General features: G+C 40.0%; 16 protein-coding genes. 7 read left to right on the top strand and 9 right to left on the bottom strand.

Annotated elements, in window-relative coordinates; all coding sequences use genetic code 11:
* A complete protein-coding gene (locus PQO01_RS12995) occupies window positions 1-1,542 on the top strand; it encodes a formylglycine-generating enzyme family protein (RefSeq protein WP_274314480.1) in 1,542 nt (513 codons plus the stop codon).
* Here the strand turns inward: PQO01_RS12995 and PQO01_RS12990 are convergent.
* The 5 genes from PQO01_RS12990 to PQO01_RS12970 all read right to left on the bottom strand — a co-directional run bounded on the left by PQO01_RS12990 (window position 1,511) and on the right by PQO01_RS12970 (window position 6,877).
* Entirely contained in the window at window positions 1,511-2,893 is a 1,383-nt protein-coding gene (locus PQO01_RS12990; RefSeq protein ID WP_274314478.1) for an ArsB/NhaD family transporter, read from the bottom strand. The two genes, PQO01_RS12995 and PQO01_RS12990, sit on opposite strands and share 32 nt — an antisense overlap.
* Window positions 2,894-3,805, bottom strand: a complete 912-nt coding sequence (locus PQO01_RS12985; protein WP_274314477.1) for a PTS sugar transporter subunit IIA — start codon at window positions 3,803-3,805, stop codon at window positions 2,894-2,896.
* A gap of 455 nt (window positions 3,806-4,260) precedes the next feature.
* Complete coding sequence (locus PQO01_RS12980; protein ID WP_274314476.1) at window positions 4,261-5,508, bottom strand: S41 family peptidase; 1,248 nt, start codon at window positions 5,506-5,508, stop codon at window positions 4,261-4,263.
* Window positions 5,509-5,510: 2 nt separating this feature from the next.
* On the bottom strand, window positions 5,511-5,978 hold the full coding sequence (gene rnhA / locus PQO01_RS12975) for a ribonuclease HI (protein WP_274314474.1): 468 nt from the start codon (window positions 5,976-5,978) through the stop codon (window positions 5,511-5,513).
* Window positions 5,975-6,877 (bottom strand): LysR family transcriptional regulator, encoded by a 903-nt coding sequence (locus PQO01_RS12970; protein ID WP_274314473.1) that lies wholly within the window; start codon window positions 6,875-6,877, stop codon window positions 5,975-5,977. The genes rnhA and PQO01_RS12970 overlap by 4 nt, the downstream gene beginning before the upstream one ends.
* 300 nt (window positions 6,878-7,177) lie before the next feature.
* On the opposite strand from PQO01_RS12970, the gene PQO01_RS12965 reads away from it, so the two are divergent.
* Window positions 7,178-8,371, top strand: a complete 1,194-nt coding sequence (locus tag PQO01_RS12965; RefSeq protein WP_274313025.1) for an ISL3 family transposase — start codon at window positions 7,178-7,180, stop codon at window positions 8,369-8,371.
* A 783-nt stretch (window positions 8,372-9,154) separates the two neighbouring features.
* Here PQO01_RS12965 and PQO01_RS12955 read toward each other — a convergent pair.
* Window positions 9,155-9,718, bottom strand: a complete 564-nt coding sequence (locus PQO01_RS12955; RefSeq protein ID WP_274314472.1) for a hypothetical protein — start codon at window positions 9,716-9,718, stop codon at window positions 9,155-9,157.
* A 118-nt stretch (window positions 9,719-9,836) separates the two neighbouring features.
* On the opposite strand from PQO01_RS12955, the gene PQO01_RS12950 reads away from it, so the two are divergent.
* Genes PQO01_RS12950 through PQO01_RS12930 form a run of 5 tightly spaced genes read left to right on the top strand, consistent with a single transcriptional unit; the run spans window position 9,837 to window position 13,281 of the window.
* Window positions 9,837-10,718, top strand: coding sequence for a formyl transferase (locus tag PQO01_RS12950; RefSeq protein WP_274314471.1), 882 nt, complete (start codon window positions 9,837-9,839; stop codon window positions 10,716-10,718).
* On the top strand, window positions 10,715-11,281 hold the full coding sequence (pgsA, locus tag PQO01_RS12945) for a CDP-diacylglycerol--glycerol-3-phosphate 3-phosphatidyltransferase (protein ID WP_274314469.1): 567 nt from the start codon (window positions 10,715-10,717) through the stop codon (window positions 11,279-11,281). The genes PQO01_RS12950 and pgsA overlap by 4 nt, the downstream gene beginning before the upstream one ends.
* Before the next feature lie 9 nt (window positions 11,282-11,290).
* On the top strand, window positions 11,291-12,202 hold the full coding sequence (locus tag PQO01_RS12940) for a hypothetical protein (protein ID WP_274314468.1): 912 nt from the start codon (window positions 11,291-11,293) through the stop codon (window positions 12,200-12,202).
* 12 nt (window positions 12,203-12,214) lie between these two features.
* Window positions 12,215-13,159, top strand: a complete 945-nt coding sequence (locus PQO01_RS12935) for an NAD-dependent epimerase/dehydratase family protein (protein ID WP_274314466.1) — start codon at window positions 12,215-12,217, stop codon at window positions 13,157-13,159.
* Entirely contained in the window at window positions 13,159-13,281 is a 123-nt protein-coding gene (locus tag PQO01_RS12930; RefSeq protein WP_274314464.1) for a hypothetical protein, read from the top strand. Before PQO01_RS12935 ends, PQO01_RS12930 begins: the two co-directional genes overlap by 1 nt.
* Here the strand turns inward: PQO01_RS12930 and bioA are convergent.
* From bioA to rplS, 3 genes are read right to left on the bottom strand one after another with little or no spacing between them, the layout of a single operon-like run.
* A complete protein-coding gene (gene bioA, locus PQO01_RS12925; RefSeq protein WP_274314463.1) occupies window positions 13,256-14,581 on the bottom strand; it encodes an adenosylmethionine--8-amino-7-oxononanoate transaminase in 1,326 nt (441 codons plus the stop codon). The genes PQO01_RS12930 and bioA overlap by 26 nt on opposite strands.
* On the bottom strand, window positions 14,568-15,197 hold the full coding sequence (locus PQO01_RS12920; RefSeq protein ID WP_420792933.1) for a ribonuclease HII: 630 nt from the start codon (window positions 15,195-15,197) through the stop codon (window positions 14,568-14,570). Before PQO01_RS12920 ends, bioA begins: the two co-directional genes overlap by 14 nt.
* Before the next feature lie 30 nt (window positions 15,198-15,227).
* Window positions 15,228-15,560 (bottom strand): 50S ribosomal protein L19, encoded by a 333-nt coding sequence (rplS, locus tag PQO01_RS12915; RefSeq protein ID WP_274316144.1) that lies wholly within the window; start codon window positions 15,558-15,560, stop codon window positions 15,228-15,230.

The following is a 15,560-nucleotide window of genomic DNA, read 5'->3' as shown; positions in this document are numbered from 1 at the left end:
ATGAGTAAAAAGAGTAACTTAAGCAAAGAACAACTTAAGCTAGCGAAAGATTTAAAGGTGAAATTAGTTGAACAACAACTCAGCGTTCAATTAAAAACGTCTAAGAAGTCGAGTAATAAAACTATTTTTATTCTCGCAGCCTTACTCCTTGTCGTTCTCGCACTAGCCTTATCTTTCTTAGATGGCAGCTCAAAAGTCGCCCAAGTCCAACAGATAGATAAAAGTAAGCTAATTTCATATACGAACAAAGCTAATTTCACCCCACCTTATTCCCAGCTCCCAAAAGACCTTAAGGCATCTGAGGAATACACTTCCGTTCAGCCTCCACTTAATTCATCGGAAATGCCCGAAACACTCATTCTTCAACGTGAATGCATCATTAAATACGGCCTACCTCTTGAAGTCGAAAATGAATTTGGTATGAAATTTCGCCTTATACCTCCTGGCCAATTCTTAATGGGCAGCCCCAAAAATGAGGCCGACCGCACTCACACCGAACTCTTACATGAAAGCGAAATAAAATACCCTTTTTACCTACAAAAATTTGAAACAAGTCAAAACACTTGGTTCACGGTAACGGGCAATAAACCTGCAAAAGAAGTTAAACTTAACTTCCCCATTCAGGACGTCAGTTTCAATGATTGCCTCAGGTTCTTCCAAGAACTCAATACAAAACTGGACCTTCCTCAACATAGTTACACCCTACCTTCTGAAAAAGAATGGGAGTACGCCACGCGAGCAGGATCTCATACACCATGGCATTTTGGCAATGACACAAGTCTAGCACCAGCCTACGTCATCTCTAAATACAATGCTGATCCTCGCTATGAAAAAGGTTATTTATTACCCAACGCCTTTGGCCTTTTTAATACTCACGGCAATATGCAGGAATTTACTCGCTCACCTTTTTTCATCTATCAATGCGATAAAGATCAATATGCCCATTCTTGGGATTTTAAAATTTACGATGGCGACCACCCAGAAGACATCAATTTACCTCGTAATAACTTTAATGTAGAGACTAGAACTACTGGTCGCCAAACAGGGCTTTATTTTCATGATGCCAATAACGATGGTCTTTGGACTAATAGCGAGTTTATTTGGTCCGCAAAAGACCCACTAGACCCCACCTACAAAAAAGATCGAGACACTTTAATATGGAGAGGTGATCAAGACAGAGAAAGAGACCTCAATCAATTTGATGGGCTACGTGGAATCACGGGTAATTTGTACTACCATGACAAGAATAAAGACTTTTCTTGGAGTCCTGGAGAAGAAATCTGGGGCTATAATGAATGGAAACGCTATAAAAGCGGCTACCAAATTGTTCGCGGTGGTGCATGGCCTCTAGAATTAAAGTTTTCTAGGTCCGCAATGCGCTTTACCCATTCTAATAACGACACAGGCTCTTATTTGGGCATGAGAGCCTCTCGTCCATTATTCACCTTAAAAGAACTCCCGCTTGAACAGCAATCTAAAAATCGCGAAGCTTGGGATGCCTTCTATAAGTCTACAGATCCAACTGATAAAAACGCAGAGTGATATAAACACTCGCAGCAATCAAAGAAACAATAGTTACTGGCACGCCGTAAACTAAGAAATCTTTAAATGAGATTTTATGGCCATTTTTCTCTGCTATACCAATTGTACACATATTAGCTGCCGCACCTACTGCAGAACCATTACCACCCAAACACACGCCTAATGCCAATGCCCACCAAAGTAATTCTTCATGAAGACGAACTTCGAAAAACTCATGCGTTGACATAAATTGCCCAATAATGATAACCGCAGCCGCAGTGAATGAAACATTATTCATAATGGCTGCACACACACCTCCTACCCACATTATCGTCAAAATTATTGCTAAAGGGTGCCATCCATCCATATATACCAATAATTTCCCTAGCTCATTCATTAGGCCAGCTTTTTCGGCTCCTTTTACTAAAACAAATAAGCCCATGAAGAAAAATAAAGTTCCCCACTCAATTTTCTCCAAGGCATGATCTACGTTATCACAACAAAGTATAAGGCCACAAGTGGCCCCGGCCATTGCCACCACAGAAGGCTCGAGATGCAACATCCCATGGAGTAAAAAGCCAATCAGAGTACAAATCATTATAACTCCACCCTTGCGCAATTTATCCTTATCCGTTATGGCTTCTTTCTCATTAAAAGCCATGATACGAGCTCTTTTTTCAATCGTCACTTTCATTTTATCCTTATAATAAAACCACAATACAAACATATAAATGAGTAAGGCCACAACGATAAAGGGAGATAAATTAATCATAAATGCACTAAATGATAAACCCGCGTAGGAGCCAATGATTAAGTTGGGTGGATCACCAATCAAAGTTGCCGACCCACCTATATTAGATGCCATCGTCTCGCATAATAGAAATGGAATGGGAGGAACCTCCAATTCTGCCGCGACCACCAAAGTCACAGGGGCAATCAGCAAGATTGTCGTCACATTATCCAAAAATGCAGATAAAATCGCCGTCGCAAAAACTAAAAGTAAAAGCGTATTTAAAGGGGACCCTTTGGCTATTTTTGCCGATTTAATGGCAACGTACTGAAATAGACCCGTCTCACTTAAAATATTCACTAAAACCATCATACCAGCCAAAGTGAAAATCACGTCAAAATTTATATTTTGTGCAAATGAATCTAGCTGCGAGACCAAAGGCTCCGTGTGCTGAACAGTCTGCTCCACATATTGACCATCACTATCTAACTGTGGATCGCCATGCTGGCCATGACTTGGTCCTTCAAGAATAAAGAGAAGCATGAGCATTGCGCCGCCCATGGCAGCAGCACTTTTATGTACTTTTTCGCTAGCAATTACAATATATGTCCCGATGAATATCAGAGTTCCTAACCAGAACATTTATGACCTCAATAAATTGTTTATTAGTTCATGCTTAGTAATCACACCTTCTAAGCGCCTTGACTCATCTACCACATAAAGGCAATTAACTTTATCCTTTATGAATCGAATCACTATATCCATCAAAGCAGTCTCTCGCTTACACACATTCGGCTCATGATCAATGAATTTATTAACAGGAGTCTTATCTTCATTTTTCAAGATTTTATCAAAAGGCTCAAACTCAGGTAAGAAGTTAAGGTTATCCATCATCTTAATATAATCTGGCACTGAGCCCTCTAAGATTGAATCTATATTAAAGTCCCCTATTAAGCGCCCTTCACCATCAACTATCGGTATGTGGAGTCGTTTAGTTTGGGCTAAAACATCTATGGCAGATTTCAACATTCCTGACTCGGGCATACACTCCATAGATTCACCCATAATGTCTTCAGCTTTAATGCTGTGGTTAATCTCCACCTGCTCATCTTGAAATAGTGAGATTACTTCATTAGCTGTGTTACAACCAGCTAGTTTGTCACTTTTGCCTGGATTCGCAAAGTATCGCGCTAATGCCTTTAGAATTAATAAATAGATTTTTGAAGTTTCTTTCGAAACTAAGAACATGATAATAATTTTACTCTTCTCGAGGTCATGTTCTTGCAATTGGATCCCTTCTTTGTGAATCCCTAACACAAGATGTAAGTCATTAACACCTGCGGAACGTGTATGTGGAATTGCGAAACCCGCATCATAGGGCATTTCCACCAATTTTTCATGTTCCAAAATATCTTTTAAAATCTCACGTGGCTCTGATACATCTTTACATTGGCCTTTCAATGCTTCTAGCATTTCTAAATAAACCATTTCATGACTATCAGACTTAAGATCACATAAAATCAATTTTGGATTAAGTAAATCTGCAAAATTCATATTGTCACTCACCTTAATTTGGTAAGCAATTTATACCCTGATATTTTCAAATAAAAGCTTATATCTCACGAAGACAGGCCAAAGTCAAGGATTAAGTCTAAATAAATATCCCTGGCCAGAAAAAAAGTGCACAAAACAAAACACTTAACAGTAAGGCAATACACTCAATCAAGAATCGTTTCTTAGCCAAACACACGCCTGTAATCAATTGAAACAGAACAACAAATGGCATAACAATCATACTAACCATCATAATTACACCCAAATGTTCAAAGGCTAAAAACACTGACCACTGTTCGTTTTCAAGGATTTCAGTCGGCACAAAATATATAACAAACAAGGCATAGATGACTGAACTCACAAGCATACTAGCGGAAAACAGTGTCGCACTATAAATGCAACTCATAAACTTGGGCCGAGGTCGAGAATCCTCCTCTATAACTACTGGCGTTTCCTCATTTGTCATCAGTCAATAACTCAACAAAAAATGGTGCGACTTTCCTCGGAGACAAGAGCTCTGCCTGCAGTGCTTCGTATGCTTTTAAGAATTGCTTATCTGAAGGATCTTTCGACTCCACAGTTTCATAATTGGACACCTGCTCCCTTAAGGCTTTTATTTCATCAGAATTCAAATCCACCTCAATATCAGGTTCTAAGCCTCGATCGTGAATCACATAACCACCTGGAGTAAAATACTTGGCAATTGTAAAGCGAATACTTCCACCATTAGTCAATTGACTAATAACTTGAACCGATCCCTTACCATAAGTTTTTTTCCCAACCAATACACAACGTTTATAATCCCTAAGGCAGGATGCTGTCACTTCAGAAGCAGAAGCACTATCCTCATTCACTAAAATAACCAAAGGAATATCATCCCTTGCCTCGTCAGTTTGATCGAGAAGATCCTCTCTGTCAGCATTTCTACCTTCTTTGTAGGCCACTAAAGATCCATATTCTAGAAAGGTTGAACAAATATCTACCGCGGAATTCAAGTAACCTCCCCCGTTAAATCTCAGGTCAATAATCAAGCCTTTCATTCCTGCTTCATTCATCTTTTTCATATGTGTGTTAAATTCACCCGCAGTTGTTGCGCCAAACTGCGATATATAAATATAACCTATTTCATTGTCTAGCATTTTTGACATCTTTATAGTTGGCACAGAAACATAACCACGTTCAAGCACTAAGCTTAACTCTTCTTCATCTCTGATAACGGCAATCTCAAGCTCAGAACCCGGCTTACCTTTAAGTTCACCAACAACACCTCTGCTATCTAGACCGATAAGACTTACATCATTAGCTCTAATAATATAATCCCCTCCATTGACACCAGCTTTTTCAGCAGGTGAGTCTTCATAAACTTTGCGTACAAAAACACCCTCATCCTCGACACGAAATAGAACTCCAACCCCAGCAAATTTGCCTTTCAGGTCTTCTTCTTGCTCTTTATTCTGTGATGGTGTGTAATACGTTGAATAGGGATCTAAGTTCTTCAACATCCCTTTAAGTGCTCCCTTAGTGAGATTATCATTATCCACTTTAGCTTCATCTACATAAGAACTTTTTAATTTATCACTCGCCTCTTCTAACAAGTAAAAATTATCACTAAAACGCGGGTTCTTATTCTGTTTATTTTTATAAAAAAATAAAGCAAAAACTAAATTCAAGAACATTACAACAACTATAAATTTTTTGGCCATAACTACTTCTCAAAACCATAATCTTCGATTAACACACTTTGCTCAGCCGCATCTGACGCCAGCTCATCGGCTCGATCATTTAATTCATGACCGCTATGGCCTTTCACCCACTCAAAATTGACTTCGTGTTTATCCAGCAGATCTAGTAAGTCTCCCCATAAATCAGCATTTTTCGCAGGCTTTTTACTGGCAAGAACCCAGCCACGAGCCTTCCATTTCCATGGGTGACCACCTTTAATGTTATCGACAATGTATTTACTATCACTAAGAACTTTGACTCGGCATGTTTCTTTCAAAGCCTGTAAACCTTTAATAACCGCCAACATTTCCATCCTATTATTGGTAGTCAACCTAAAACCTTCGGCAAACTCTTTACGGTGTTGATTATAAATTAAAATTGTTCCATAGCCACCTGGACCAGGATTACCTTTACAAGCCCCGTCTGTCACGAGTAAAATCTCTTTTTTCATGAGATAAAGTCACCACGGCGAGCCATAATCAACTCACGTGCAAGCGATCTAAAGGATTCTAAAATTTCCTTTAATTCTTCTTTCTCTCTCCACGCCAAGCCTATCTCAGCTTCTGCAAAAAAATCAGTATTCAAAGCTACTAAGCCATGACTCTCTAAAAGAAATTTTGGCGGTGTAATCATGAAACCTGCACCTAAACCCAATTGAATATATTTAAGTGCCGTTGAAATTGTATTTGTCAAAGCCCCATAGACGGGAGCGCAACCATGCTTTTTCATTTCTTGTTTAAGTAGATTCATACTAAAACTATCTTCTTGCAATGCTACCCAATTCATTGAGTCTAAGCATTGCTCAGACCACTGAAAGCTCTCCACCAAAGGACTATCTTTTTTAACAATCACTCTATAGGGGATCGTCAATAATGTTTCATAATTAAATTTTTTACTGCGCGGTAAAGGCTCAGAAGAAATGACAACGTCTAAATCACCACTAATTAATTCACGATAGGGAGAACGCCCTTCAATTTCATTAATAACTGGCATCAAACGAGGGAATTCAGACATTAAATTTGGAAGGATTTGAGGAATGTAATGCTCCGCAATTAAGGAAGCACAACCCAAACGTAAGCGTTGTTTATCTAGGTCTCGTAATTCATCTTCTATAGTCGCCAACTTCTCCATAAAAGGAGCCACAACTGCGATTAATACTCGGCCCGCATCAGTCAAGCAAAAGGGGCGTCGTTCAAATAGCTTCACCCCTAGATGTTTTTCCAAGCTAACAATCTGTTGACTAATAGCTGGTTGCTGAATAGCGTAGGGCATGACTTTAACTGCATTAGAAATACCTTCCGCTTCGGCCACATAATAAAAAAGCTCTAAATGATGTAAGTTAATATTCATTAATTAATCTCTCCATGTAACTCTCGACCTTGAAATAATAAACAGGCTAAAGAAGAGAAGAAACAAATCATCGTAAACATATAAATAAAAGACCACAGAACATAAGCTCCAGGAATATCAATTTTGATTGCTAGGGCTTCCGCTTGCCAAAAGGATTGCCAGTTTGGTAAGATCAAATACATCATACGCGCTAAAATATGGTTCTTCACGGATTTGCGTGATTTGCAATAATTAGTAAAAAAGTCGTTCTCATGATTAAGTTTGATTTACCACAATTAAACAAAATAAAGAGAACGACTTATGTTAACAGATAACTTCCTTTCAAATTTTTGGCAAGGTTTCGCAGTTGAAGATTTTTATATAGATAGAGATAAACTTAGAGTTAAGCTTATCCCTCATAAAACGGCTTGCTGCGGACGTTGTGGCCTCATGGGCAATTCTATTCATGATATAAGCGAACGTAAGGTACGTGATTTATCATGTTTCGAATATAAAACATATCTAATAATACAAGTACGTAGAGTTAACTGCTTAGTATGTGGAGTAAGAACTGAGCACATACCGTGGCTAGCACCTTATTCTAGGGTGACAAAACGATTGAAGAATTATACTGAAGCTTTGTGCCGCATTCTTCCCATAAGTCATGTCTCGAACCTTTTAGGATTACATTGGACAACGGTAAAGGATATTGATAAGGGCCGTTTAATTCGTGAAGTTACAGAGCCAGATTATAGTAGAATCAGGCAGCTTGTAATGGATGAATTCGCTCTACACAAAGGTCATCGTTACGCAACTGTGATTGCTGATGCAAATACACAGCAGGTTCTATGGATTGGAGAAGGGAGGTCCAGGAAAAATATTCGACCTTTCTTTGAAGAACTCGGTGAGTACTGTCAGAATATTGAAGCAGTCGCAATGGATATGAATACATCTTTTGATTTGGAAGTGAAAGAACACTGTCCACACGCCGAGGTCGTTTATGATCTTTTTCATGTAATAGCAAAATATGGGCGTGAAGTTATTGATCGAGTTCGTGTAGATCGAGCTAATGAGTTGAAAGAGGACAACAAAGCGAGAAAAGTAGTCAAGCAAGGACGCTGGTTATTACTGAAAAATAACTCTAATCTTCGCGGTTCTCAAGAAATTAAACTTCAAGAATTACTACAAGCCAATAAGCCTCTCGCTGTTGTTTACATGATGAAGCAGGCCTTAAAAAATATATGGTTTTGTCCTACAGTTAAAGAAGCCTTTAATAACTGGAGGTATTGGTTTAAGCAAGTGAAAGAATCGGGAATAAAACCTCTTGAAAATTTTGCGAGAAAATTAAGACCCTACGTACGAGGCATTTTAGCATCCTCTAAGTTTCCATTAAACACAAGTGTTCTTGAAGGTATGAATAATAAAATCAAAGTAATCAAAAGAATGGCATACGGTTACAGAGATAGTACATACTTTTTCTTGAAAATTAGGGACGCCTTTCCCGGAAAACCGTGAAGAACCTAAAATATTGCCCTTATCTGCTGCAATACCGAAAAAATAATCTGCAGTGGCTCCACCTAAGAAAACTAAAAAAATCATGATAAAAGTCCCTGTAACTCGAAGGCGAGTCATAAGAGTCACCGACAAGCTCCCCATCAAGGCAAGACCAAAACTAAGGATCATAAAACCGATGGCAACTTGACCATTCAAACCCTCTTCGCCTTTAGAGTGCCCAGGCAGAAACTGCGCAATGACAGTGGCTATAAGCAAACTAACAAACAGCATGAACATGCTGGACTGGCAGAAATTTGATCCTTTCAAATAATTGCGTAAGGCCGCGGCTAAATAAGGAATAACTAAACTCGCACAAATAAGTAAGGCGTAAATCCCCCACTCCAATCGAAATTGGTCACCCGCACAACGTAAGGAAATTAACAATTCCATTGAGCTACAAAGGGCATAAAATACCATGACGCATATGACGCCACAGAGTTTCCCTAAAACATATTCGCTACGACTAACCGGCTTAGAGAAAATAAACCCAGCCGTTCCTTGAGAGATTTCTCTTCCCATGACTCGGTCAGCACTAAACACAGATAAAATTAAGCCACCCAGCAAAATGGTCGCCATAAAATTATCTACGATCATGCGGAATTGCTCTCTAAAAACAAAAAGCGCTGTTACGGGCAGAACAATATTAATGAGTGCTGTAACAAAAAAAATCACTATTACAGCAGGATCTCTAAGGCTTTCTAAAAAAGCTCCACGAGCAATGTGGAAAATATTGTGCAAATGAAATTACTTCTTGGGTAAAACGATTTGCGGTTCACGAGCTTGTTGTGTCCCAACATTAGCTCCACCTCTTGCAAGACGATCAAGCTCAGCTTGATACTTGGCTGCTAAGCCACTGATACCAAAAAGCTCTTCACATTGTGTTGCAATAATCTTCCAATCTTTATCTGTAAGTGCGTAAGTCTGTATACTTGGATTGAGAACTTCGCGATAATGCTTAGGAATAAATTTCTCTTCCCCTAAAAGAACAACTTGCTTGGGATGTGCGAAGTTCACAAAATTATGAAACTCAGAAGCCGAAACTTTTAGAGGTTTTTGTGGTGGCACATCTTTTCTTTGTGCGGCGACAAACAAAACTTCTTTTGCATCTGGGCTAGTAATAAAAATAACGGGCTGCTTTGTGTGAAACTGCAATAAATCTGCTAGGAGACGTGAATGGAGTGAATAACCTGTAACAATCAATGTACTTACATCACCCACTTTATTTTCGATTGCAGCCTCAGCTTGAGGACGAACAACAAACAATAACGTAAAAACGAACAAAGCCGAAACTTTTAATAAATTCCTCATGAAAAATCGAACCTTAAATTTAATCTTTATTTTCCCTGCCTACTTGAGGCAAATGCAATTACAATATAGTATTGATCCCTATAAATAAAATCTGAAAACAAGCTCCACCAAGGTCTGTATGAAAAAATTCTTTGAAATCCCTCCCAATGGCAAAGCCCGAACAGCAATTTTTATCAGTGGCTCTGGCACCAACGCCATTAAAATCCTCGAATTTTGGCAGAACGATCCCGAAAAATGCCATTTCATTCCTTCATGCATCGTCACCGATAGACCCGAACGCTGTAACGCAAGAGACATCGCGCAGCAATTCAACATACCTATTATAGAGCATGATATTTTCAGCTTCTACAAATCTAAAGGACTCAAAAGCATTTCCCTTGCTAGTGAGGCTGGACGAGAGGCTCGCGCCGAATGGACCCAGGGTTTGATCCAGAAGCTAGAAAACTACCCATTAGAATTTGCGATCTTCGCGGGCTTCATCCCCTTGTGTAATATCACGGAAAAGCTACCTTGCCTAAACGTTCACCCTGGCGACCTCACTGTTCTAGACAAAAATAACCAACGCCTTTTAGTTGGCCTCCATGCCATCCCCATCGAACTAGCTGTAATTAACGATATCGATCACATGCGCACCACAGTCATTGTCGCGAGTGCCTATAGTAGCTCAGGCGCGGGCATGGATGAAGGCGCTATCATCGGACTCTCACCAGAAGTCGATATTGACTTTCAAAAACAAGAAAGTAGCTACTACAAAGACATCTACAATCAACGTCAAGGCAAAGTCAACGACCAACTCCGAGACATGGCCAACGAAAACCAAGAAGCCCTTAAAGTTGATGGTGATTGGATTGTATTCCCTCCATCAGTCAATGATTTCGCCTCTGGACGCTTTGCTATCGATGAAAAAGGTCAACTCCACCTTGATACCAATGGCAATTATCTTCCCATTGAATATATTGAGTACAGTCAAAACCAAAAGGAAATTGTTTTCTCAGAATGAATATAGCTAACAAAATCACCGTCAGTCGATTTGGTCTAACCCTAATCTTTGTCGTCTTGGCCCAATTTGATCAAAACGCCTTTTTTAGGTGCTCTGCTTTAATTGTCGCTATCGCTGCGGCACTATCCGATTTTTTAGATGGTTACTTAGCAAGAAAACACAAACTCATCACTGATTTTGGCAAGTTGATGGATCCTTTAGCTGATAAAATCTTAGTGGCTGCCGCCTTTTTCGTCTTATGCAAAAAAAGCATCATTCCAGATTGGTTTGCCATCATCATTGTCACTAGGGAATTCGCAGTCACTGGCCTGCGCCAAATCGCCGCAAGCAACAACATTATTATACAAGCAGATAAGTTTGGGAAAATTAAAACAATTCTTCAATTCACATATTTGGGGATTGTCGCCCTCTTTTGGACAATCAAAGGCAACACTCAGGTAATCGAGCACAAAAACTTAGCACTATTTATAAACATATTGATGCTAGCCACTGCATACATCACTTTAACATCTGGCTACAGGTACTTTGCCAACAACAAAAAACTATTTAATAAAAATATTTAGGGAGCTTCTGTGAAATTCTTTTACTTATCATTCTTTTTTGTTTTTCTTCTTCAAGCACAAGATCAAACAATACTCTCTAATCAAGAGATACTCACACAAGCAAGAGATATAGCAGCCAACGCCCTCAAAGAAGAGATCACTATAGAAAAAGTAGCCGCACAAAATAAGATTGCTTGGCCTGCACCTGAAGCACAAAGCATTGCGGACACAGAAAAGTTAGTAGTTGCTGCCGCCGAAAAAGAGTACGCACGCAAACACGATGCAAAAACTTCCTCAGACTTCCAAAAAGAAGCACAAGAATACTACGCTCCCTACAAAAAAGGAACAAAGATCACGATTTACAAAACCAAAGCACTTGGCAGCAACCCAAGAGTCGAAGGTAAGTTTTACGGAATTGACTCCTATGGGCTCATCAAAATTGGTAGCTTACGAGTCCCCGTTATCGACATCAGCAAACGAGATGTCGCTCGTTTCTTCCCCGAAAAAGCCACTCAACTCATCAAAAACTACGCCAATGGCCTGGAACACGATTATAACTTCAAAAAGAAAAACCAAATAACCGCAATTAAAGATACCATTCGTAAAGACATTTATTTAAAGCACGGAATCTCACTATACCGTAACAAATGGATGCCCACTAAAACTCTAGCCGAGGGCTTACGCAAACAAGCAATCCAAATTGCCCTCCCAGTCAAGCGCAAAGAAATCGCAGCAGGTATCTACAAAGAAAATGGCTATGTCCTCACCGCAAACAAATGGAAGCACCCAAAAATCAATTTCAATCCTAGCGACTTCGACTATAGCCCCAACGAGCTTTCGATTGTAGATCTAGAAAACTTAATGTCATCAAAAAACATCAGCATCTCCAACTCACCTTTGGCCAAGCACCCTGGCGCAAAATACTACGACTTTGAATTTTAAGAGAGAAATAAATTGAGCAAACGAATTCTAATCACAGGTATCAGCGGACAAATCGGCACAAACCTAGCTTACAACCTTATCGCCAAGGGCTATGAGGTTTTCGGGATTGACAAACGCAAAAACACTTGGACCGATGATTTATACACTATACACCAAGACCTTGCTAGCCGTTACGACAACTTTGAAAATGGCTTGGGTTGCCTTGATTACGGAAAAGTTGACTTAGTCATTCACCTTGCCGCCAATGCGAAAGTCCACGAGCTCGTTGAGTATCCCACTCGCGCTCTAGACAACTTTATGATGACTTTCAACATGATCGAATATTGCCGCAACAATAATGTTCCTATCATTTATTCTTCTACTCGTGAAGTCTACGGCGATATTCAACGCTACGTAACTAACGAGGCCGACGCCAGTTTCCACACAACTGAGAGTCCTTACTCAGCGAGCAAAATCTCTGGTGAAGCCTTCCTTTATTCCTACTCAAAATGCTACGACATCCCCTACATTTGCTATCGCTTTAGCAATGTCTACGGCAGATATGATAATGACATTGAACGAATGGAACGAGTCATACCCCTCTTTTATAATAAAATAAAGAAAGGCGAGCCCATAACGATCTATGGCGAAGACAAAGTACTCGACTTCACTTATGTCGATGATTGCGTGGCGGGAATCTCTTCTGGTGTAGATAAAATTTTGACTAGAGAAGTCACCAACAAAACCTTTAACCTAGCTTTTGGCTCAGGCAACCCTCTACGCACTGTTGCAGATGTCTTCCAAGAAGAACTTGGAGTCAAAGCCGACTTAAGTTTTGAGCCCTCAAGAGTTGGCGAAGTCACCCACTACGTCGCCGATATCTCTAGTGCTAAAAAGTATTTAGGATATGAACCTCAAACTCATTTAGTTGATGGCCTCAGAAAAGCCGCTGCTTGGTACGCCTCACAGGAATCATAATGTCAAAATTGACCCCTGAAGAAATCGAGGCGTGGATTGAGCAGGTTCACAATGGCCCCTGCTGCTCAGACCAAGATGATAGTTGCCCAAGCGAAACTAAGAACGAAGCTCCGCAAAAATAAGTTCTTTCATTATATCTGCGGACTTCGCAAGTAAATCATTACTCGTATTTAAAGGCGGCAAAAAATAAACCGTATTACCTAAAGGCCTTAGTAACAAGCCCTTTTTCACTGCCTTCTTGTATAACTCATAGCCACAACGATTTTTATTTAAACCCTGAAGACTTACATCTAGATCTGCCGCGGCAACAAAACCACAACTTCTCACATTTAATAAAGCTCCAGTCTCTTTAGCTACATCTTCAAAGAGCTCATGCATATAAGCTGAATCCTTTGCGACTCTCGCAAAAACCTGCTCCTTATCATAATAGTCAATTGCTGCCACTGCAGCTGCAGCTGAAATCGCATTCCCTGTGTAAGTATTGGAATGCATAAATGCTCGCCCACTATCATACTCATCATAGAAGCCATCAAAAATTTCATTAGTCGTCAACACACAACTCATGGGAGTAAAACCCGCGGTCATACTTTTTGAAAAAACCGAAAAATCAGGAAGTGCATTGGCGAATTCACAAGCCCGAGCTCTCCCCAATCTACCAATACCTGTCAGAATCTCATCTGCAATCAAATGAATCCCACGCTCAGCGGTCCAATCACGCAAAGCTTTAATAAAGCTCGGATGATAAAACAACATACCGCCAGCGCCCTGTAAGACAGGCTCAATTACTATGCCCGCTAGCTCATCCTGATATTGCTCAAGAGGCTTTAATAATTCTGAAAAATCTTCTTCCCCTAACTCCTCTACACGTCCAGTAACATAGGGAATATCTAAAACCTTTTTAACTTCAGGCATTAAAGCCGCATAAGGCGCAGAGTATAAACCACAGTCACCTAATGCAAGTGTAAGAATGGTTTCACCGTGATAAGCGTTCTGTAAAGACATAAACTTTTTGCGCTGCTCTTGACCATTTTGTTGCTGATACTGCAAGGACATCTTAACCGCCACTTCAACGCCATCTGAACCACTATCTGCAAAGAAGATTTTATCATAGCCAGGATTCAAAGCAATCATTTTTTCACACAAGTTCACAATGAGTTCATTGGAAGTATTGGCTAAAATCACATGCTCAAATTTTTCCATTTGATCTTTAACTGATTTTTGAATATCAGGATGGCCGTGACCTAAACTTTTACACCACCAAGAACTGATGATATCGATCAAGTCACCATCATGAGCAGTCTTCAGTAAAGAACCCTTCGCAGAAGTTATTTCCATTGGAGGAAAACTCTCATAATCCTTCATTTGAGCACAAGGGTGCCATAAATGCTTTAAATCTCTTTTCTGTAAATCACTTAAACTCATTTTCTGCCTTTCTCACTGGTGCAAAGGAACAACGGTGAAGCGGACATGGTCCATACTTCTTTAAAGCTTCCATGTGCAACTTGGTTCCATATCCCATATGCTTTTCAAAACCATACTCGGGATATTTTTCTGAATACTCCGTCATTAAATCATCACGGAACTCTTTTGCTAAAATACTGGCCGCGGCAATTGATACGGATCGCGAATCGCCTTTGACAATGCTTCGATTACCCTGCTTAAAGCCTGGTACGGGTAAGCCATCAATTAAAAGAAAATCTGGTTCACTCGTCATGGCTTCAACTGCTTGGCGCATTGCCAAATGACTTGCTTGTAAAATATTAATTTCGTCGATCTTCTGCGCCTCTACTATACCTAAGGCGTACTTAATTCCGCTCATTTCACGCAGTTGATCATATATGAGTCGACGCTTCTTGCGACTCAATTTTTTTGAATCATCCACCCCTTCAGGTAAAACGACTCCTTCCCCAATTATACAACAGGCTGCCACTACTGGACCAGCCAAAGGCCCTCTGCCGACTTCGTCAACACCCCCTATAGCCTTAAAACCAAGAAGCCGGTAATGCTCTTCAAAAAAGAACATATCCGGCTCCGGCATGGTAAATAATTCGTCCAAGGACTTAAGCTACTACTTAGCTTCCTTGATACGTGCAGATTTACCAATTTTCTCTCTGAGGTAGTAAAGCTTAGAACGACGAACGCGTCCTTTTCTTTCTACTGTAAGAGAATCAAGGTTTGGTGAGTTGAAAGGGAAAGTTCTTTCTACACCTTGGCCAGCTGTCACACGACGAAGTGTGAAAGTCTTGCTATTACCACTATTTTTAATAGCGATAACACTACCTTGGAATGCCTGTAAACGGCTGTTAGCGCCGTCAACAATACGATATTGAACTTTCAAAGTATCGCCTACGTTGAAAGCAGGAAGATCAGTACGCTCGTTTTCGCGAGCAATTTGTTGCAT

The organism is Lentisphaera marina, assembly GCF_028745505.1.
Taxonomy (GTDB): Bacteria; Verrucomicrobiota; Lentisphaeria; order Lentisphaerales; family Lentisphaeraceae; genus Lentisphaera; species Lentisphaera marina.
The sequence above is the reverse complement of the archived record's forward strand: the minus strand, read 5'-3'. Positions and strand labels throughout refer to the sequence as shown.